Genomic DNA, 15,783 nt, shown 5'->3' with positions numbered 1-15,783 from the left:
GTTTAAAAAGGAGTGAAAGAAATGAAGCAGCTAAAAAAGTTCGAGACTTTTCAACGTCTCCATCATCAATCAGCCCCTTTTGTTCTGCCGAATGCGTGGGATGCGGCGAGCGCTGCCGTTTTTGAAAGAACAGGCTTTAAAGCCGTCGGAACGACCAGCGCAGGGATCGCCATGTCGTTAGGCTACAAAGACGTGGAACACCTCCCTTTTGAAACATTGCTTGATGTCCTCACAAACATTGCAGGTTCGGTCGATGTCCCCGTCAGCGCTGATATTGAAGCAGGCTATGACACGTCCCCCGAAGAAATCAGCGAAAACGTCCAAAAAATCGCTAAAACTGGTGTCGTCGGAATCAATATTGAAGACGGAACAGGGAATCCTGAACAGCCATTAAGCGACGCTTCATCGCAGGCGGAAAAAATCGCTGCGGTAAAAAAGCTTGACCTCCCCCTTTTTATTAATGCACGCACCGATTTGTACTGGCTCAGGCATTGTGATTCTGATTTCCGCCTACAGTCGGCCGTCCGGCGGGCAAACATCTACAGGGAAGCCGGCGCAGACTGCATATTCGTCCCCGGAGCTGTTGACACTAAAACCATTCATCAACTAAGGAATGGCATTTCCGGTTCGCTCAATGTACTGGCCGGCGCGGGCGCCCCTTCGGTCAAGCTCCTTTCCGACATGGGAATCGAAAGAATCAGCTTGGGATCAGGACCTTTCAGGGCAAGCATGACTCTTCTGAAAACGATCGGCGAAGAGATCATCAGCCGCGGAAGCTTCCGGCACATGACAGAAGGCGTTCTTTCCTATGATGATGCTGCAGAATGGATCCGTCCGCCAAAAAAGTGAAACAAAATCGTTGACGAGTCGGGAGTGCTTCTGCTAATATTTCGTTTATGAAAACTCATGGGTTTTTTCGTGACTCATGAGTTTTATCGTTTGTGAAAGAAGGAGTCAGGATGAAGGATAAAAAAGCAGACATTTTAACGGCTGCCAAAAAACTGTTTGCCCAAAAAGGCTATTCGAATGTTTCTATGCAGGCGATCGCCGAGGAATGCAAGGTGTCAAAAGCTTCGATTTATAAATTGTTTCAATCAAAGGAAGACCTTTTGCTGGCACTAATCAAATACAACCAGCAGGAAATGCTGAAAAGAGGTGCGATGCTGAACGCAGAATCCGCGCTGACACCAAAAGAGAAATTTGCCAAGAAAATCGCTCTGGAGATTACAGAGTTCAGAGAAAACCGCCAATTTATCAATTTCATTTCCAATGATACATCTCCGCATACAGCGGTCTTTAAAGAACATCTCAAACAGACGAGGTCAATGATCATCTGCTGGCACAGAGATTCGATCCTTCAAGCGTACGGAGAAGATGTGAAGCCGTTTATATGGGATCTCGTCATCATTTTCCACGGTCTGATGAGAGAATTTCTTTTTCTGTCTATCATCAAGAAGACGCAGCCGGATATTGAGACGATCCCAAGCTTTATTATGATGGTGATGGATCTGGTCGTAGAGAAAAAAAAGGCCGGAGATCCGAGCACATCATTGAATGAAGACATTATCGCTTCCTTTAGAAATTCGGCGTCATGCAGGATGCCTAATAAGGAAGAACTCTTATCCGGCCACTTGCAGAAGCTGAAAGAAGCGATCGATTCGCTTTCAAAAGAGGAATATGATGTCGATGAACTGCAGTCCGCCTCCGAATTGCTGAAAGAGGAATTATTCGCCAAAGAGCAGCGCGCATTTTTAATTCAGGCTCTCCTTGGTTACCTGGGACAAATTGAAAGGCTGCAACACCCCATTTCACAAATCAAAACGATATGTATAACAGAATAAGAGGGATGCACATGAGCACAGGAACGGAACACCAGACGTATAACAGAAAAATCATCGTAGGTTTACTTATGGCCGGAGCGTTTATTGCGATTTTGAATCAGACGCTTTTGGTCACCGCACTGCCTCATATCATGGCAGATTTGAACATAGATGCGACACAGGGACAATGGCTGACGACGGCATTTATGCTGACAAACGGCATCCTGATTCCGATTACCGCATTTTTAATTGAAAAATTCTCAAGCCGCGCCCTGGTCATCACAGCAATGGCAATCTTTACGGCCGGAACGGTCGTCGGCGCGTTTGCACCAAATTTCCCGGTCCTCTTGGCTGCGCGCATCATTCAGGCCGCAGGCGCGGGGATTATGATGCCGCTGATGCAAACGATCTTTTTAACGATTTTCCCTGTCGACAAACGCGGGGCTGCGATGGGGATGGTCGGATTGGTTATCGCCTTTGCGCCTGCCATCGGACCGACATTGTCAGGCTGGATCGTTGACAGCTTTACTTGGAGATACTTATTTTACATTATTTTGCCGATTGCCGTCATTGATCTTATACTCGTCATCATATTGATGAAAAACGTAACAAAGCTGAGAGAAACATCTCTCGATATCCTTTCGATTATCCTGTCAACTTTAGGCTTCGGCGGTTTGTTGTACGGATTCAGCAGCGCCGGGTCTGACGGCTGGGGAGACCAGACCGTCCTGATTTCTCTTTCAGTCGGCGCCGTATCCTTGATCTTCTTTATTATGAGACAAATGAAAATCAAAAGACCGATTCTCGAATTCCGCGTTTTTCAATCATGGACGTTCAGCCTTACGACATTGCTTGGAATGATCGTGTTTGCTTTAATGATCGGAACGGAAACGATTTTGCCGCTGTATACGCAAAACGTCAGATCGATTTCAGCTTTTGATTCAGGCTTGATGCTCCTGCCGGGTGCGGTCGCAATGGGCATTATGTCTCCGATCATCGGCAAAATTTTTGACAAGATCGGCGGCAAAGGGCTGGCGATTATCGGTTTTGCCATCTTGCTCTTAACATCGATTCCGTTTGCGGATCTGAAAGACGATACATCGATCACCTTCATCGTCATCCTTTACACGATCCGCATGGCCGGAACGTCGATGATCATGATGCCGCTGACGACGGCCGGTATCAATGCACTCCCGCCGCATCTCATCGCACATGGAACCGCGATGAACAACACGATGCGCCAAATCGGAGGATCAATCGGCACAGCCGTTTTGATCTCCGTCATGAGCAATTCGACGAAAAATGCAAGCACGACCAATCCGATAAACGCAGTCATTCACGGAATGAACTCCGCCTTTATCGTCGCCGCCGTGTTGGCGCTTGCCGGATTCATCCTCTCCTTCACGCTGAAGCGCAAAGTGCAGAAAGAAGGACAGCCGGCGCGTTGATGTTTGACACCAGTTCACATGTGAACTGGTGTTTTCTTAAATAAAAAGGCTGCCGGTGCCGGCAGCCTTGTTTTTATTTCAAACCTTTTTCGATTTCTTTCACCATCTCAGACACGGACTCAAGACCGCCGCCGGATAAATACCAGTAGCCCGGGTCAAGGTATGTGATGTGTCCGTTTTTATAGGCGTTTATCGATTTTACGATCTCGTTTTCGATGACTTCTTTAGCTGTTCCTTTTTCGCCGATGGCAGCGCTCCGGTCGATGACAAACAGATAGTCCGGATTCTTTTCTGAAATATATTCAGAAGAGACGATTTGGCCGTGAAGCGAAGCTTTAATCTGTTTATCGGCAGGCTGAACGCCGAGTACGTCGTGAACCAGCCCGAATCTTGACCCGCTTCCGTAGGCGCTGATTTGTTTATCGCTCGTCAGCACGACAAGTCCTTTTCCGCCTTTTTCTTTCGCCAGTTTGCTGACTTTTTCTACCTGGCTATCGATTTTGGCGAGCTCTTGTTTGACAGCGTCTTCTTTGCCGAAGATTTTTCCGATGATCTCTGTGTTTTCTTTAAAGCTGTTCATGTAGTTTTTCTGATCGAGCTCGATGTCGATCGTCGGCGCGATCTTTTTGAATTCATCATATTGGTCTGCCTGTCTGCCTTCGATGATGATCAAATCGGGATCAAGCTCGGCGATTTTTTCAAAATCAGGCTCTTTCAGTCCGCCGACGCTTTCGTATTTTTTATCATTGTATTGTTTCAAGTATGAAGGAAGACTTTGCTTCGGCAGGCCGGCAACACGGTCGCCGAGTCCCAATTTATCAAGCGTATCGAGCATTCCGAAATTGAAGACGACGATCTTTTTCGGATTTTTTGGAACATCTGTTGTATCGCTTTTATGTTTGATCTGAACGGATTCTCCCTTTTTCCCGTCCGTTTGCGCATCCTTGCTTCCGCATGCGGCAATAACTAAAACCGCAATCACAGCCATAAAGAACAACGATAGCTTTTTCAATGCAATCACCTCATCCTTTTTATGAAAAATAGACACAGATTTTTTGGTCTCCGATTTGCTGAATAGGTATGTCCATATCGTAAATTTCTTTCAGCACCGGTGTTTGTATGATGTCCTCCGTCGGCCCTTCCTTGACGATTCGCCCGTTTTTCAGGGCGACAATCCGGTCGGAATAGACGGAGGCAAAGTTAATATCGTGAATGACAATGACAATCGTTTTGCCGTGCTGAACGACAAGCTTTTTCAGCAGCTTCATTATTTCTACGGAATGCTTCATATCCAGGTTGTTCAACGGTTCATCAAGCAGGATGTAATCGGTGTCCTGCGCGATGACCATCGCGATGAATGCCCGCTGGCACTGGCCTCCGCTCAATTGATCCAAATGTTTATGCTCAATGTCTTTCAGCTTCATATAATCGATCGCCTGATCGACGTACGTCCAATCTTCCTTCGTCAGCCTCCCTTGCGAATACGGGAATCTCCCGAAGCTGACGAGCTCCCTCACGGTGAGCCTAATGTCGATCTTGTTGGACTGCTTCAGAATGCTGATTTTTTTGGCCAAATCATCGCTTTTATATGCGCTGATTTCCTTGCCTTCGATCCGAACCTCTCCGGAGTCCGGCGCGATCAGCCTGCTGACCATGGAAAGCAGCGTGCTTTTCCCGGCTCCGTTCGGCCCGATAAAGGATGTGATCTTTCCTTTTTGAATCGATACCGCTGCGTCTTCCACAACGGTTTGATCTCCGTATTGCTTCGTGACATGTGAGACTTCTATCATCATTTACGCTCCTTCAGCAGCAGGTAAATAAAATAAATCCCGCCGATAAAATCAATGATCACCACTAAAGTCGCCGTTAAACCGAACACCTTTTCAACGATGAACTGGCCGCCGACAAGGGCGGTGATGCTGAAAAGCACCGCTCCCGGAATCAAAACGCTGTGTTTGTACGTCTTGAAAAATTCGCGCGCAACATTGACAGCGAGCAGCCCCAAAAAGGTAATCGGTCCGACAAGCGCGGTTGATACAGAAACGAGCACTGCGACGATGATCAGCATTTTTTTCACCGTCCGGTCATAGTCGATTCCAAGGTTGACGGCATGGTCCCTTCCGAGCGACAGCACGTCAAAAATGCGGCGAAACCGCCATGCATAGGCCAGAACCGCGATGATGACGGCCGATGCGAGCAGTAAAATGTCTGTATTTACATTGTTAAAGCTGGCAAACATCTTGTTCTGCACAACCTGAAACTCATTCGGATCGATCAGCATCTGCATAAAGGATGACAGGCTTCTGAACAGCGTGCCAAACACGATCCCCACAAGGAGCAGCAAAAAGATATGCCGTCCCCCGCGGCGGAACATCAGCGCAAACAGCGCGAAGGAAAAGCAGACCATCAGCCCCGTCGACAGCAGGAAGTTCGCGTTTTTCCCGAGTTCGGCCAGCTGCGCGGCGCCGAAAAAGTAAATCACCGCCGTTTGCAGCAAAACATAAAGCGAATCAAGCCCGAGAATGCCCGGCGTTAAAATTCTGTTGTTTGTGATCGTTTGGAAGATCATCGATGAATAGCCGATCGCCGTACCGACTAAGATGATCGCCAATACTTTGGTCATTCTTCGCGGCAGCGCATATTCCCATACCGACGGCAATGCGTAAAACAAAAACAGGCCGGTGCAGACGGCTGCAGCCATGATGAGTACGAACATTTTCCGTTTAGAATCCATAGGCTTTTCTCCTTAAAAGCAAGTAAAGAAAAACGCCGCTTCCGATGATGCCGACCATCAGGCCGACCGAGATTTCATAAGGATAAATGATCAGCCGGCCCAATATGTCACAAAACAGGACAAAGACGGCGCCGAGAACCGCCGTGTGAGGCAGGCTGTTTTTCAAATGGTCTCCGCGATAAATCGAAACGATATTCGGAATGATCAGCCCGAGGAAAGGAAGCGTCCCGACCGTCAAAATGACGACTGACGAGATGACCGAAACAATGATCAGGCCGATGTTGATCACCCGCTGATAATTCAGCCCCAGATTGACTGAGAAGCTCTCGCCCATCCCGGCCACCGTAAATTTATTGGCAAACAGGTAGGCGATGATGACGAGCGGAATGCTCAAGTATAACAGCTCATACCTTCCTTTCATGACAAGCGAGAAATTCCCCTCAAACCACGCATTGACGTTTTGAATCAGGTCGTACTGATACGCTATGAACGTGGAAATGGCACTGACAACGCCCCCAAGCATCAAACCGACGAGCGGAATAAACACCGCGTCCTTAAATCTGATGCTGTCCAAAATCTTAAGAAACAAAAAGCTGCCGAACAGCGAAAAAGCACAGGCAAACACAATCTTTACAACTATGCCCGCTGAAGAAAACAGCATTATCGAAATGATGACGCCGAGCCTTGCCCAATCCATCGTCCCAGCCGTCGTCGGCGAGACGAATTTATTGCGGGTCAGCTGCTGCATAATCAGCCCGCAAATGCTCAGGCTCATTCCCGCAAGCACGATGCTGATCATTCGCGGAAGCCGGCTTATGTACAGCGTCTGAATGTCATCCTCGTTCAATCTGAATAGATCAAGGGGTGACAGTTGTTTGACGCCGATAAAAATTGAACTGAAACAAAGAATGATGAGCAGAAGCAGTAAATACCGCAATTTCATGCTGAATCGCCTCCCCCACGACAAAAAACATACCCTGCCCCAAAACGCTAATGATTATCATTATCAATAAGAGCCCATCCATCATCTTATCACCTTTTCTCACATAGTCAATATGATTCAGATTGAAAGAAAGCAAAAACCGCCCTCTAAAGTCCTCTTCAAAAAACACATTTGTTCATACAGGAAAGAAAAACCTTGATTCTTCCTGAAAAAAGCGTAATAATAAAAATTAAATTTATTGTGAAAATTAAAACTTTAGGAGATGTAAAACATGAAGGTCGTTAAATTTGGCGGCAGTTCGTTAGCAACCGGCGCTCAGCTTGAAAAGGTTTTTGACATCGTCGCACAAGATCCAAAGCGGAGAGCTGTCGTCGTATCAGCGCCGGGGAAACGGCATGCAGCAGACACGAAAGTAACCGATCTGCTTATCGCCTGTGCCGAACGGTATTTATCAAAAGGGGAGGCGCCTGAGCTGGTTGAAGAAATCGTCGGACGGTACGCCGATATTGCGCTGGAAGTCGGACTCGGAAATGAAGTCATCGGCCTGATCCGCTCCGATTTGCTCCGCCTGCTTCAAAGCGATAAACAGAGCCCGGAACGCTTTATCGATGCGATCAAAGCGAGCGGTGAAGACAATAACGCCAAACTGGTCGCGGCTTATTTCCGCCATCGCGGAGTTGAAGCCCATTATGTCAATCCGAAAGACGCAGGCCTTTTCGTAACGAGTGAACCGGGAAACGCCCAGGTGCTGCCAGAATCGTATGATAATCTGTTTCAGCTCAGACAAGAGCTGGGCATTATCGTATTTCCCGGATTCTTCGGCTTTAATGAGGAAGGCGAAGTGATTACGTTTTCTCGGAGCGGTTCAGATATTACGGGCTCGATTTTGGCGAACGGCTTAAAAGCGGAACTGTACGAAAACTTCACGGACGTTGATGCGGTCTACACGGTCAATCCTTCGATCGTTCCGCATCCGAAAGAGATCCGCGAACTGACATACAGAGAAATGCGCGAGCTGTCCTACGCCGGCTTTTCCGTCTTTCATGATGAAGCGCTAATTCCCGCTTTCCGCGCGAACATACCGGTGCAGATCAAAAATACGAACAATCCGTCTGCAGAAGGGACAAGAGTCGTCACAAAGCGCGACAACACGAACGGTCCGGTCGTCGGCATCGCCAGTGACAGCGGCTTTTGCAGCATATACATCAGCAAATATTTGATGAACCGCGAAATCGGATTCGGACGCCGCGTCCTTCAGATTCTTGAAGACGACGGACTGACATACGAACATATCCCGTCAGGCATCGACGACATGACGATTATTTTAAGACAGAACCAGATGGATGATACGATCGAAAACCGGATCATTAAGCGGATCAAGGATGAATTGGACGCCGATGAAGTGACGGTTGAGCACAACATTGCCCTGGTCATGGTCGTCGGTGAAGCGATGCGCCACAACGTCGGAACAACGGCAAGGGCGGCAAAAGCTCTGTCTGACGCTCACGTCAACATCGAAATGATCAATCAGGGCTCATCTGAGGTCAGCATGATGTTCGGCGTCAAAGAAGCCCAGGAAAAACAGGCCGTCCACGCTTTATACCAGGAATTTTTCGCCAAAGTGCTTGTCTGAAAAACCCCTTTTTATGGGGTTTTTTTGTTGTCAGAAAATATTCCGCCCCCATTTAAAATCTCTTGAAAAGGCCCGATATATAAAATAAATAAATGACGGGGGCAACAAACATGAATCTACTTAAAAATATCAAAATCAGGGGTAAACTGTTTATCATCATCCTGCTATCTGCGATTGCCCTGTTAATCGTCGGCCTTCAGGGCATAAACGGCCTCAACAAAATTTCAAAGGGATCTGAGGCCATTTATCAGGGGCAATTAGTCCCCAACCAATTATTTTCGAAGCTGAGGGCAAACAACCTTGAAATAGATGCGAACAATTTCGAACTGATGGTAACCGAAGACGACAGCATCAATGATCAGCTTCAAAAAGACGTTGAGAAAAAAAACGAAGAAAACAAAACCGCAATGGAGCAGATCGATAAGCTGGATTTGCCGGATAACGTAAAAGAAAAATACGAAACATTTAAATCAGAATATACGAAACTGCAAAATGCAAGCAACGACATGCTCAATTTGGCGATAGCAAATAAAAACAAGGAAGCGTACGCGTATTATTTAAAAAATGTGGAGCCGCAAAGAACGGCTGTCAATAAGCTGTTCGATGAGATTCAAACATTAAATTCCGAAAATGCAAAAACGAGATATCAGCAGGATACGAAAGAAGCAGGTTCGATTGTCATGCTGCTCATCATCGTGATTGCCGCAGCCCTTATCCTGTCCGTCACTTGCGGACTCCTGATGACAAGATTGATCGTCAGGCCGATTAAAGAGATTCAGAGATTATTTGCACAAACAGAGCAAGGCGATTTTACCGTCAAAGGAACGTATCAATCGAAGGATGAAGTGGGCATGCTGACGGCATCCTTTAACCAAATGGTAGCAGGTGTTCGCTCGATTATTGAAACGGTCGGCGAGACGTCCCATCAAGTGGCGGCTTCTTCTCAGCAGCTAAGCGCAAGCGCCGAGGAAAGCACAAAAGCGAGCGAATACATTTCCTCGACAATCCAGGAGCTTGCCTCAGGTTCTGAAAAACAGGCAGAAAGCGTTGAAAGCAGCAGAACCATCATTAAAGGGATGACCGAATTCGCCGGAAGAATTTCCTCCAATGCTGAAAAAGCCGCTTCAACAGCAGGCGAATCGGCGCAGATGTCAATCGAGGGAACGAAAGCAATCGAAAAAGTCGGCGCTCAAATGACGTCGATCAATGAAACGGTCGTCTCCCTCTCGGAAGCGTTTAAGCATTTGTCAGATCGCTCAGATGAAATCGGCAAGATTACCGAAGTGATTACGAGCATCGCCGAACAAACGAATTTGCTGGCGTTAAACGCGGCAATTGAAGCGGCAAGAGCAGGCGAACAAGGGAAAGGGTTCGCCGTCGTGGCGGATGAAGTCAGAAAGCTTGCCGAGCAGTCGGCCCACTCCGCAGAACAGATCACTAAATTGATCGCCATCATTCAGAATGATACAAAAGAGACGATGAATACCGTCATTTCGGCAACAGGCGAAGTCAAGGAAGGGCTTGTCGTCGTCAATGAAGCAGGCGGCGCTTTCCGGAAAATCGAGAGTTCGATTAAAGAAGCGGTTGCCCAAATCAACGATGTTACAGCTTTAGTAAGAAACCTGACAGCCGGTACAAACGAAATTGAAACAGCGATTTCCGGCGTACAGGAAGTGGCCGAAACAGCGGCCGAAAGCACGCAAACGGTCAGTGCAGCGACACAGGAGCAGCTTGCTTCAATGGAAGAAATCGCATCTTCCGCACAAATTCTCGCGCAAAACGCCGAAGAATTGCAGCACTTAATCGAGAAATTCAAAATCAAAGACTAAAAGAAAGAAGCCGCCTTTCATGCAAGGCGGCTTCCTTTTTAATCATCATCCCTTAATGTCAGCGGCAGGCGAATCACAAATTTCGTTCCTTTGTTTTTCTCGCTCGTAAGCTCCACTGTTCCTTGATGAAGGGCAACGAGCTGTCTGACGATCGACAGACCGAGCCCGTATTCTCCATAAGGCGTGTTCGTCCGCGACAGATCCGCTTTGTAAAAACGGTCCCAAATGCTTTCGATATCCTTTTCATCAATGCCGATTCCGGTATCCTCTATTTCGATCACCGTTTCCTTGTAGTCTTCCCATCCTCTCAGCCAAACGGTTCCATTCGTTGTGAATTGAATGCTGTTTTTCGTGATGTTGACGAGAATTTGGATCAGCCTGTCATAGTCCGCATGCACCATTACATGCTCCCCCACGTCAAGTATCAGTTTGTCGTTTTTTTCCTCCGCTTGAATCGCCAGCTGTTCTTTGATGATTTCAAATACCTCGATCAGCGGATAATGCAGCTTATTCAGCGTAATCTGGTTGGAGCGGATTTTCTCGTAATCGAGATTTTCGTTGACAAGGCGGATGAGCCGTTTCGTCTCTTCCGTAATCAGCTTCAGGCATTTTTCCTGCTGATTTTCCGGAATGGTCCGGCTGTTCAGCCCTTCCACCAAACCGCTGATCGTCGTGAGTGGCGTCTTTAATTCGTGGGACACATCTGTGATAAACTGCCGTCTCCGTTTCTCAAGCCGGTCGATTTCTTCGCTTGAGCTCTTTAATTTCTGTGCCATGACGTTAAAGTCTGCGCCGAGATCGCCGATTTCGTCCATATTGCGGTTTTCGATATGGATGTTATAGTCGCCCGCCGCCACCTTTTTCGTCGCGTCGCGCAGCTTTTGGATGCGGCCGACGTGGAATTTTGACGTCAGCCAGCTCAAAAGGAAAGCAAGCAGGATGACGCCTGCCGCCGTACACAGCATAAACCGGTTCATTTGGCTGATCATTTCTTCCGTGCCGCTGATCGGAGCCGTAAGCAGGATGCCTCCCTGGAACTCATTGTTGACGAAGTTCGGGAGCGCTACGACCGAGACTTCCTGATTAAAGCGCTGCAGGTCGGTTTTGACGACGACCGGCTTTCCTTCCTTCAGCTCTTTCCACTCTTCATCTTTCAGCAGCAATTTTCGCGGCCGCAAGTGGTCGGGAGTCATCAAGACCTCTTTTTTTGCATTGAAAAGAAAGAAATTGATCTGCCTGCTTTTTAAAATTTCGGCAAAAGGCTTCATGATCGGCTGATCTCCGGGAGGATGCTCTTCCATTTCCCCCATGATGCGGTAGCCGTAGGTTGTCAGCTCGCTGACTTTGCTCTGGTAGGCGAAATCTTTGACAAAGTGCGAAAACACCGCGCCCGTGATCGCGAAAGCCAGAATTAAAATACTGATGTGGCTGGTCAGCAGCTGATAAATATACTTAATCCTCATCAAACTTGTACCCTACTCCCCAAACGGTGTACAGAAAAGGCCGCGAATCGCTGCCGAGCTTTTTTCTCAGCCGTTTAATATGAACGTCAACGGTCCGCTCATCCCCGTAAAATTGGTAGCCCCACACTTGCTCAAGCAGCTGCTCCCTTGAAAAAACCTGTTTCGGGCTTTGCACCATATAATACAATAAATCAAATTCCTTAGGCGTCAGGTTCTTGATTTGTTCACCGTTTAAAAAGACCTCTCTCGTTTTTTTGTTGATTTGAAAGCATTCGGTTTCAAGAATGTCCGGATCAGCGGCGGCCGCTTGCTGCTCTGTGCTTTGATACCGTCTGCTGACCGCTTTGATTCTGGCCACGAGCGCCAGCGGGCTGAACGGCTTCGTCACATAATCGTCGGCGCCGAGTTCAAAGCCGAGCACCTGGTCAGATTCCGTATCCTTTGCCGTCAGCATAATAATCGGTACGGTGCTTTCTTCCCTGACCTTTTTGCAGATCGTGACGCCGTCCATTGACGGCAGCATCAAATCGATGATCAGCAAATCCCACTTGTCCGATTTAAATCGGTTATATCCCTCAAGTCCGTCATGGACGAATTCCGTCTCAAATCCTTCTTTCGCAAAAAACATTTCCGTCATTGTACATACGCTTAGATTATCTTCGATCATTAATATTTTCATGTAAATGCGCCTCCGCTAGACAACGTTAGATTCATTTTACACACGGCTCTCCTATTTCTCAATTCCTTGGCAAACATTTAAAAGACCGGCAACAGTTTGGTCATAATTTTTTCATAAGTACTGACTAATATGAAATCAGTAAGGCAAAAGTCCTGACGTTTTAATTTAAGTGATTCATAAACATATCAATATGGAGGAATAAATGATCATGAATTTTTTCAAACGCGCCTTTTGGAGCATGAAAGCGAAGAAAGGAAAAACACTGTTACAATTATTTGTCTTTACGATGATTTGCGTTTTGGTGCTTACGGGGCTTACGATCCAGTCAGCCGCCACAAAATCGGGCGAACTGGCAAGAGAACAGCTGGGGGGCAGCGTTACCCTGAAGGTTGACAGGGAAAAAATGATGCAAAAACAACAGAAGTCAGGGGAAAAACAACGATTTGAATCGACTCCGGTTTCCGTCAAATCAGCTAAAAAACTCGCAAGCCTTGACCATGTCAAAAGCTATAATTTCATCTCATCAACGTCTGCTTTAGCGGAAAATTTCGATCCGATTGAAACTGGCAGCAGCGATTCTGATTCATCTGATGCAAACAGCGGCCAGCAGTCTGCCGGGCCTGGCGGCAATGGGCAGGGCGGGCAAAAGATGATGCAGGCCGATGTATCGATCGAAGGTGTTACAAGCACATCTTTAGTCGACGATTTTTCTGACGGCACATCAAAAATCACGAAAGGGCGCGCTTTAACGAATGATGACGTGAATAAAAAAGTCGCCGTGATCGAAAAAAACCTTGCCGAAGAAAACGATTTGACAGTCGGGGACACGACCAAAGTCAAAGCAAGTACGGACGAAAACACAACGATCAAATTGAAAATCGTAGGAATTTACAAAACGACGGCTTCAGGTGACAACCAGGCGCAAAACTTCTCGTTTTTGAATCCGTACAACAAGATCTACACGCCGTATACAGCCGCATCGGCTTTAAAAGGAGACAACTATAAAAACGCGATTGACGAAGCCGTTTACAACATGGACGACGCTTCCAATATCGACTCTTTCATTGCGGCTGCCAAGAAAACAGGCATCGATTTGGACACATTCACATTGGATGCAAACGATCAATTATATCAGCAGATGGTCGGTCCTATCGAAAACGTAGCTTCATTCTCTAAAAATGTCGTCTATCTCGTCACGATTGCAGGAGCGGTGATACTCGGTTTGATCGTCATGATGTCGATCAGAGAAAGAAAGTATGAAATGGGCGTCTTAATGGCGATCGGCGAGAAACGCTGGAAGCTGATCGGCCAATTTTTGACCGAAATCTTGATGATCGCAAGTATAGCAGTCGCCCTCTCGGCATTGACCGGCAATTTTATCGCGGGTCAAATCGGGAATCAGCTCCTGGCCCAGCAGCTTGAGCAATCGTCGGACACCCAGACTGCAAGCGGAATGACCGGCCCCGGCAGCGGTATGCCGGGCGGTGGCGGCTTATTCGGCCAAAGCCCGGCTCAAGCCGAAGCCATTGACCAGCTCAACATTCAAGTATCGGTCGGAGATTTAATGGCGCTTGGGGGCATCGGCCTACTCATCGCCGTATTCGCAACATTGCTGCCATCGATATCCGTTTTGCGGTTCCATCCGAAAACGATTTTAACAAAACACGAATAGAAGGAAGGGAACATCATGGACAATATTTTAGAATTTAAAGATGTTTGTTATTGGTATAAAAATCAGGATCAGACGCTGTTTGAAAACGTCAATATCGGGTTTAAACAAGGGCGGTTTTACACGATTGTCGGAACTTCCGGTTCCGGCAAAACCACCTTTTTGTCCCTTGCCGGGGGGCTTGATGTTCCGAAAGAAGGAGAAATCCTCTATAAAGGCCGGAGCATTTCTAAGATGGGGCTCACCCATTTCCGCAATCAGCATGTTTCAATCGTATTTCAATCGTACAACCTTCTGCCTTATATGACGGCTCTGCAAAACATCACATCAGCGATGGAGATTACGGGATCGCAAATCAAAAACAAAGATCAATACGCATTGGACATGCTTGAGAAAGTCGGCATCAGCGAAGAAAAGGCGCGGCAAAAAGTGCTGACGCTGAGCGGCGGCCAGCAGCAGCGGGTGTCAATTATCCGCGCATTCTGCTGTGACTCCGATTTGATCGTCGCCGATGAACCGACGGGAAATCTGGATGAAGACACATCAAAAGACATCGTTAAGCTGTTTCAACACCTGGCCCATCAGGAAAACAAATGCGTGATCATGGTCACCCATGACGAACAAATCGCCAAGGTGTCAGATGTCAACATCAGACTATCAAGAGGCAGTTTCACGATCAAAGAGCGAAAAACTGCCGGATAAAGGCCGCGGCCGCATGTTGCTTGACTGCGGTTACCTGCATATACCCGCTTTCTTCCTTTATGAACGGCGGCGTCCTCAAGTGACGCCGCCGCTTTTTTTATGCGGCAAAGGCTTCCGCCGCCGCAAGCATGTAATAGGAAAGCCCGGTTTGCTCGTTTTCGAGCACGCTCCGATGAAAATCGTCTTCTACGAAAAAGCGCGCCTGCATCTGAAAATCGGCCACCGATATTCCTAAAAAGCCAATGTGCCGTTTGATCGATTCCTGGACTTGCCTGTGATCGTGCTTCAGCCCCGATCTGAGCGCATCTGCCATCCCGCTCATAAACCGGCTCGCTTCCGCGGCCTTTTCATTCATCTCTTCCGCATCGATCGGCTTTTCCGTCAATACATCGTATTCGTACGTCTCCTGTAAATATTGATTCTGCTCCTTTAGCGCATCCTCCCACTCTTCTCTGCTTGAAAATCCTTTAAACATTTGCGATTGATCCATAGCTTCTCCTTTCCGGGTGTGCCTGATCGATTCCTCAATCGTCTGAATGAGCTGCTGCATTCTTTTCTGCTTCGCAAGAAAAAGCTTTTTTTGCCCGTTCAAAACCGTCAGTCGATCAGCATCACCATCCAGCATTTGTTTAATGTCCTTCAGAGGAAATTCCAGCTCCCGGTAAAACAAAATCTCCTGAAGCCGCTCCAGCTCTTTCCTTCCATACAGGCGATAGCCGGCTTCCGTCACCTTGCATGGATATAAAAGGCCGATTTTGTGATAATGATACAGCGTTTTGATCGTGACGTTTGCCATTTCCGCCATCTGTTTTACCGAATAGAGCACATGAAATCACCTCGTTTGTTTATGGTAAAGGGTGCCC

The 15,783-nt window shown here is 47.4% G+C and carries 14 protein-coding genes; 7 read left to right on the top strand and 7 right to left on the bottom strand.

The genetic code is table 11. The features are described from left to right. Positions 1 to 21: 21 nt before the first annotated feature. The 3 genes from NSQ39_RS02585 (at position 22) to NSQ39_RS02575 (ending at position 3,268) form a co-directional block, all read left to right on the top strand. Complete coding sequence (locus tag NSQ39_RS02585) at positions 22 to 849, top strand: isocitrate lyase/PEP mutase family protein (protein WP_175076922.1); 828 nt, start codon at positions 22 to 24, stop codon at positions 847 to 849. A 110-nt stretch (positions 850 to 959) separates the two neighbouring features. Then, a complete protein-coding gene (locus NSQ39_RS02580; RefSeq protein ID WP_216899453.1) occupies positions 960 to 1,841 on the top strand; it encodes a TetR/AcrR family transcriptional regulator in 882 nt (293 codons plus the stop codon). A gap of 11 nt (positions 1,842 to 1,852) precedes the next feature. After that, entirely contained in the window at positions 1,853 to 3,268 is a 1,416-nt protein-coding gene (locus tag NSQ39_RS02575; RefSeq protein WP_175076920.1) for an MDR family MFS transporter, read from the top strand. A gap of 73 nt (positions 3,269 to 3,341) precedes the next feature. Here the strand turns inward: NSQ39_RS02575 and NSQ39_RS02570 are convergent, their stop codons facing one another. Genes NSQ39_RS02570 through NSQ39_RS02555 form a run of 4 tightly spaced genes read right to left on the bottom strand, consistent with a single transcriptional unit; the run spans position 3,342 to position 6,945 of the window. Next, complete coding sequence (locus NSQ39_RS02570; protein ID WP_216899452.1) at positions 3,342 to 4,280, bottom strand: siderophore ABC transporter substrate-binding protein; 939 nt, start codon at positions 4,278 to 4,280, stop codon at positions 3,342 to 3,344. 19 nt (positions 4,281 to 4,299) lie between these two features. After that, positions 4,300 to 5,058: an iron ABC transporter ATP-binding protein gene (locus tag NSQ39_RS02565; protein ID WP_046131075.1), complete on the bottom strand. Its 759-nt coding sequence runs from the start codon at positions 5,056 to 5,058 to the stop codon at positions 4,300 to 4,302. Next, positions 5,058 to 6,002: an iron chelate uptake ABC transporter family permease subunit gene (locus NSQ39_RS02560; protein ID WP_046131076.1), complete on the bottom strand. Its 945-nt coding sequence runs from the start codon at positions 6,000 to 6,002 to the stop codon at positions 5,058 to 5,060. Before NSQ39_RS02560 ends, NSQ39_RS02565 begins: the two co-directional genes overlap by 1 nt. Beyond that, positions 5,992 to 6,945, bottom strand: a complete 954-nt coding sequence (locus tag NSQ39_RS02555) for an ABC transporter permease (RefSeq protein WP_046131077.1) — start codon at positions 6,943 to 6,945, stop codon at positions 5,992 to 5,994. Before NSQ39_RS02555 ends, NSQ39_RS02560 begins: the two co-directional genes overlap by 11 nt. Positions 6,946 to 7,216: 271 nt before the next feature. Here NSQ39_RS02555 and NSQ39_RS02550 point away from each other — a divergent pair, with 271 nt between their 5' ends. Beyond that, positions 7,217 to 8,578 (top strand): aspartate kinase, encoded by a 1,362-nt coding sequence (locus NSQ39_RS02550; protein ID WP_046131078.1) that lies wholly within the window; start codon positions 7,217 to 7,219, stop codon positions 8,576 to 8,578. A gap of 110 nt (positions 8,579 to 8,688) precedes the next feature. Then, entirely contained in the window at positions 8,689 to 10,407 is a 1,719-nt protein-coding gene (locus NSQ39_RS02545) for a methyl-accepting chemotaxis protein (RefSeq protein WP_046131079.1), read from the top strand. Between the two features lie 38 nt (positions 10,408 to 10,445). Here NSQ39_RS02545 and NSQ39_RS02540 read toward each other — a convergent pair whose 3' ends face one another. Together NSQ39_RS02540 and NSQ39_RS02535 are read right to left on the bottom strand one after the other, a co-directional pair. Next, on the bottom strand, positions 10,446 to 11,870 hold the full coding sequence (locus NSQ39_RS02540) for a sensor histidine kinase (RefSeq protein WP_046131080.1): 1,425 nt from the start codon (positions 11,868 to 11,870) through the stop codon (positions 10,446 to 10,448). Continuing rightward, positions 11,860 to 12,549, bottom strand: coding sequence for a response regulator transcription factor (locus NSQ39_RS02535; protein ID WP_046131081.1), 690 nt, complete (start codon positions 12,547 to 12,549; stop codon positions 11,860 to 11,862). The genes NSQ39_RS02540 and NSQ39_RS02535 overlap by 11 nt, the downstream gene beginning before the upstream one ends. Before the next feature lie 208 nt (positions 12,550 to 12,757). On the opposite strand from NSQ39_RS02535, the gene NSQ39_RS02530 reads away from it, so the two are divergent. Both NSQ39_RS02530 and NSQ39_RS02525 read left to right on the top strand, forming a co-directional pair. After that, positions 12,758 to 14,221 carry an ABC transporter permease gene (locus tag NSQ39_RS02530; RefSeq protein ID WP_341014103.1) on the top strand — a complete coding sequence of 488 codons (1,464 nt, stop codon included), beginning with the start codon at positions 12,758 to 12,760 and terminating at the stop codon, positions 14,219 to 14,221. A 15-nt stretch (positions 14,222 to 14,236) separates the two neighbouring features. Next, on the top strand, positions 14,237 to 14,920 hold the full coding sequence (locus NSQ39_RS02525) for an ABC transporter ATP-binding protein (protein WP_046131082.1): 684 nt from the start codon (positions 14,237 to 14,239) through the stop codon (positions 14,918 to 14,920). A gap of 97 nt (positions 14,921 to 15,017) precedes the next feature. Here NSQ39_RS02525 and NSQ39_RS02520 read toward each other — a convergent pair whose 3' ends face one another. Beyond that, positions 15,018 to 15,746 (bottom strand): MerR family transcriptional regulator, encoded by a 729-nt coding sequence (locus NSQ39_RS02520; protein WP_216899448.1) that lies wholly within the window; start codon positions 15,744 to 15,746, stop codon positions 15,018 to 15,020. Positions 15,747 to 15,783: the final 37 nt, after the last annotated feature.

The organism is Bacillus sp. FSL W8-0848 (genome assembly GCF_038007805.1).
Lineage (GTDB): Bacteria > Bacillota > Bacilli > Bacillales > Bacillaceae > Bacillus > Bacillus glycinifermentans.
This window is presented reverse-complemented; position numbering and strand designations above follow the sequence as displayed.

What these genes read in the sequence shown, in the direction of transcription:
- NSQ39_RS02535 (WP_046131081.1), bottom strand. Translation starts at nt 12,549, where the DNA reads ATGAAAATATTAATGATCGAAGATAATCTAAGCGTATGTACAATGACG.
- NSQ39_RS02550 (WP_046131078.1), top strand. Translation starts at nt 7,217, where the DNA reads ATGAAGGTCGTTAAATTTGGCGGCAGTTCGTTAGCAACCGGCGCTCAG.
- NSQ39_RS02565 (WP_046131075.1), bottom strand. Translation starts at nt 5,058, where the DNA reads ATGATAGAAGTCTCACATGTCACGAAGCAATACGGAGATCAAACCGTT.
- NSQ39_RS02540 (WP_046131080.1), bottom strand. Translation starts at nt 11,870, where the DNA reads ATGAGGATTAAGTATATTTATCAGCTGCTGACCAGCCACATCAGTATT.
- NSQ39_RS02575 (WP_175076920.1), top strand. Translation starts at nt 1,853, where the DNA reads ATGAGCACAGGAACGGAACACCAGACGTATAACAGAAAAATCATCGTA.
- NSQ39_RS02545 (WP_046131079.1), top strand. Translation starts at nt 8,689, where the DNA reads ATGAATCTACTTAAAAATATCAAAATCAGGGGTAAACTGTTTATCATC.
- NSQ39_RS02555 (WP_046131077.1), bottom strand. Translation starts at nt 6,945, where the DNA reads ATGAAATTGCGGTATTTACTGCTTCTGCTCATCATTCTTTGTTTCAGT.
- NSQ39_RS02585 (WP_175076922.1), top strand. Translation starts at nt 22, where the DNA reads ATGAAGCAGCTAAAAAAGTTCGAGACTTTTCAACGTCTCCATCATCAA.
- NSQ39_RS02525 (WP_046131082.1), top strand. Translation starts at nt 14,237, where the DNA reads ATGGACAATATTTTAGAATTTAAAGATGTTTGTTATTGGTATAAAAAT.
- NSQ39_RS02560 (WP_046131076.1), bottom strand. Translation starts at nt 6,002, where the DNA reads ATGGATTCTAAACGGAAAATGTTCGTACTCATCATGGCTGCAGCCGTC.
- NSQ39_RS02580 (WP_216899453.1), top strand. Translation starts at nt 960, where the DNA reads ATGAAGGATAAAAAAGCAGACATTTTAACGGCTGCCAAAAAACTGTTT.
- NSQ39_RS02530 (WP_341014103.1), top strand. Translation starts at nt 12,758, where the DNA reads ATGAATTTTTTCAAACGCGCCTTTTGGAGCATGAAAGCGAAGAAAGGA.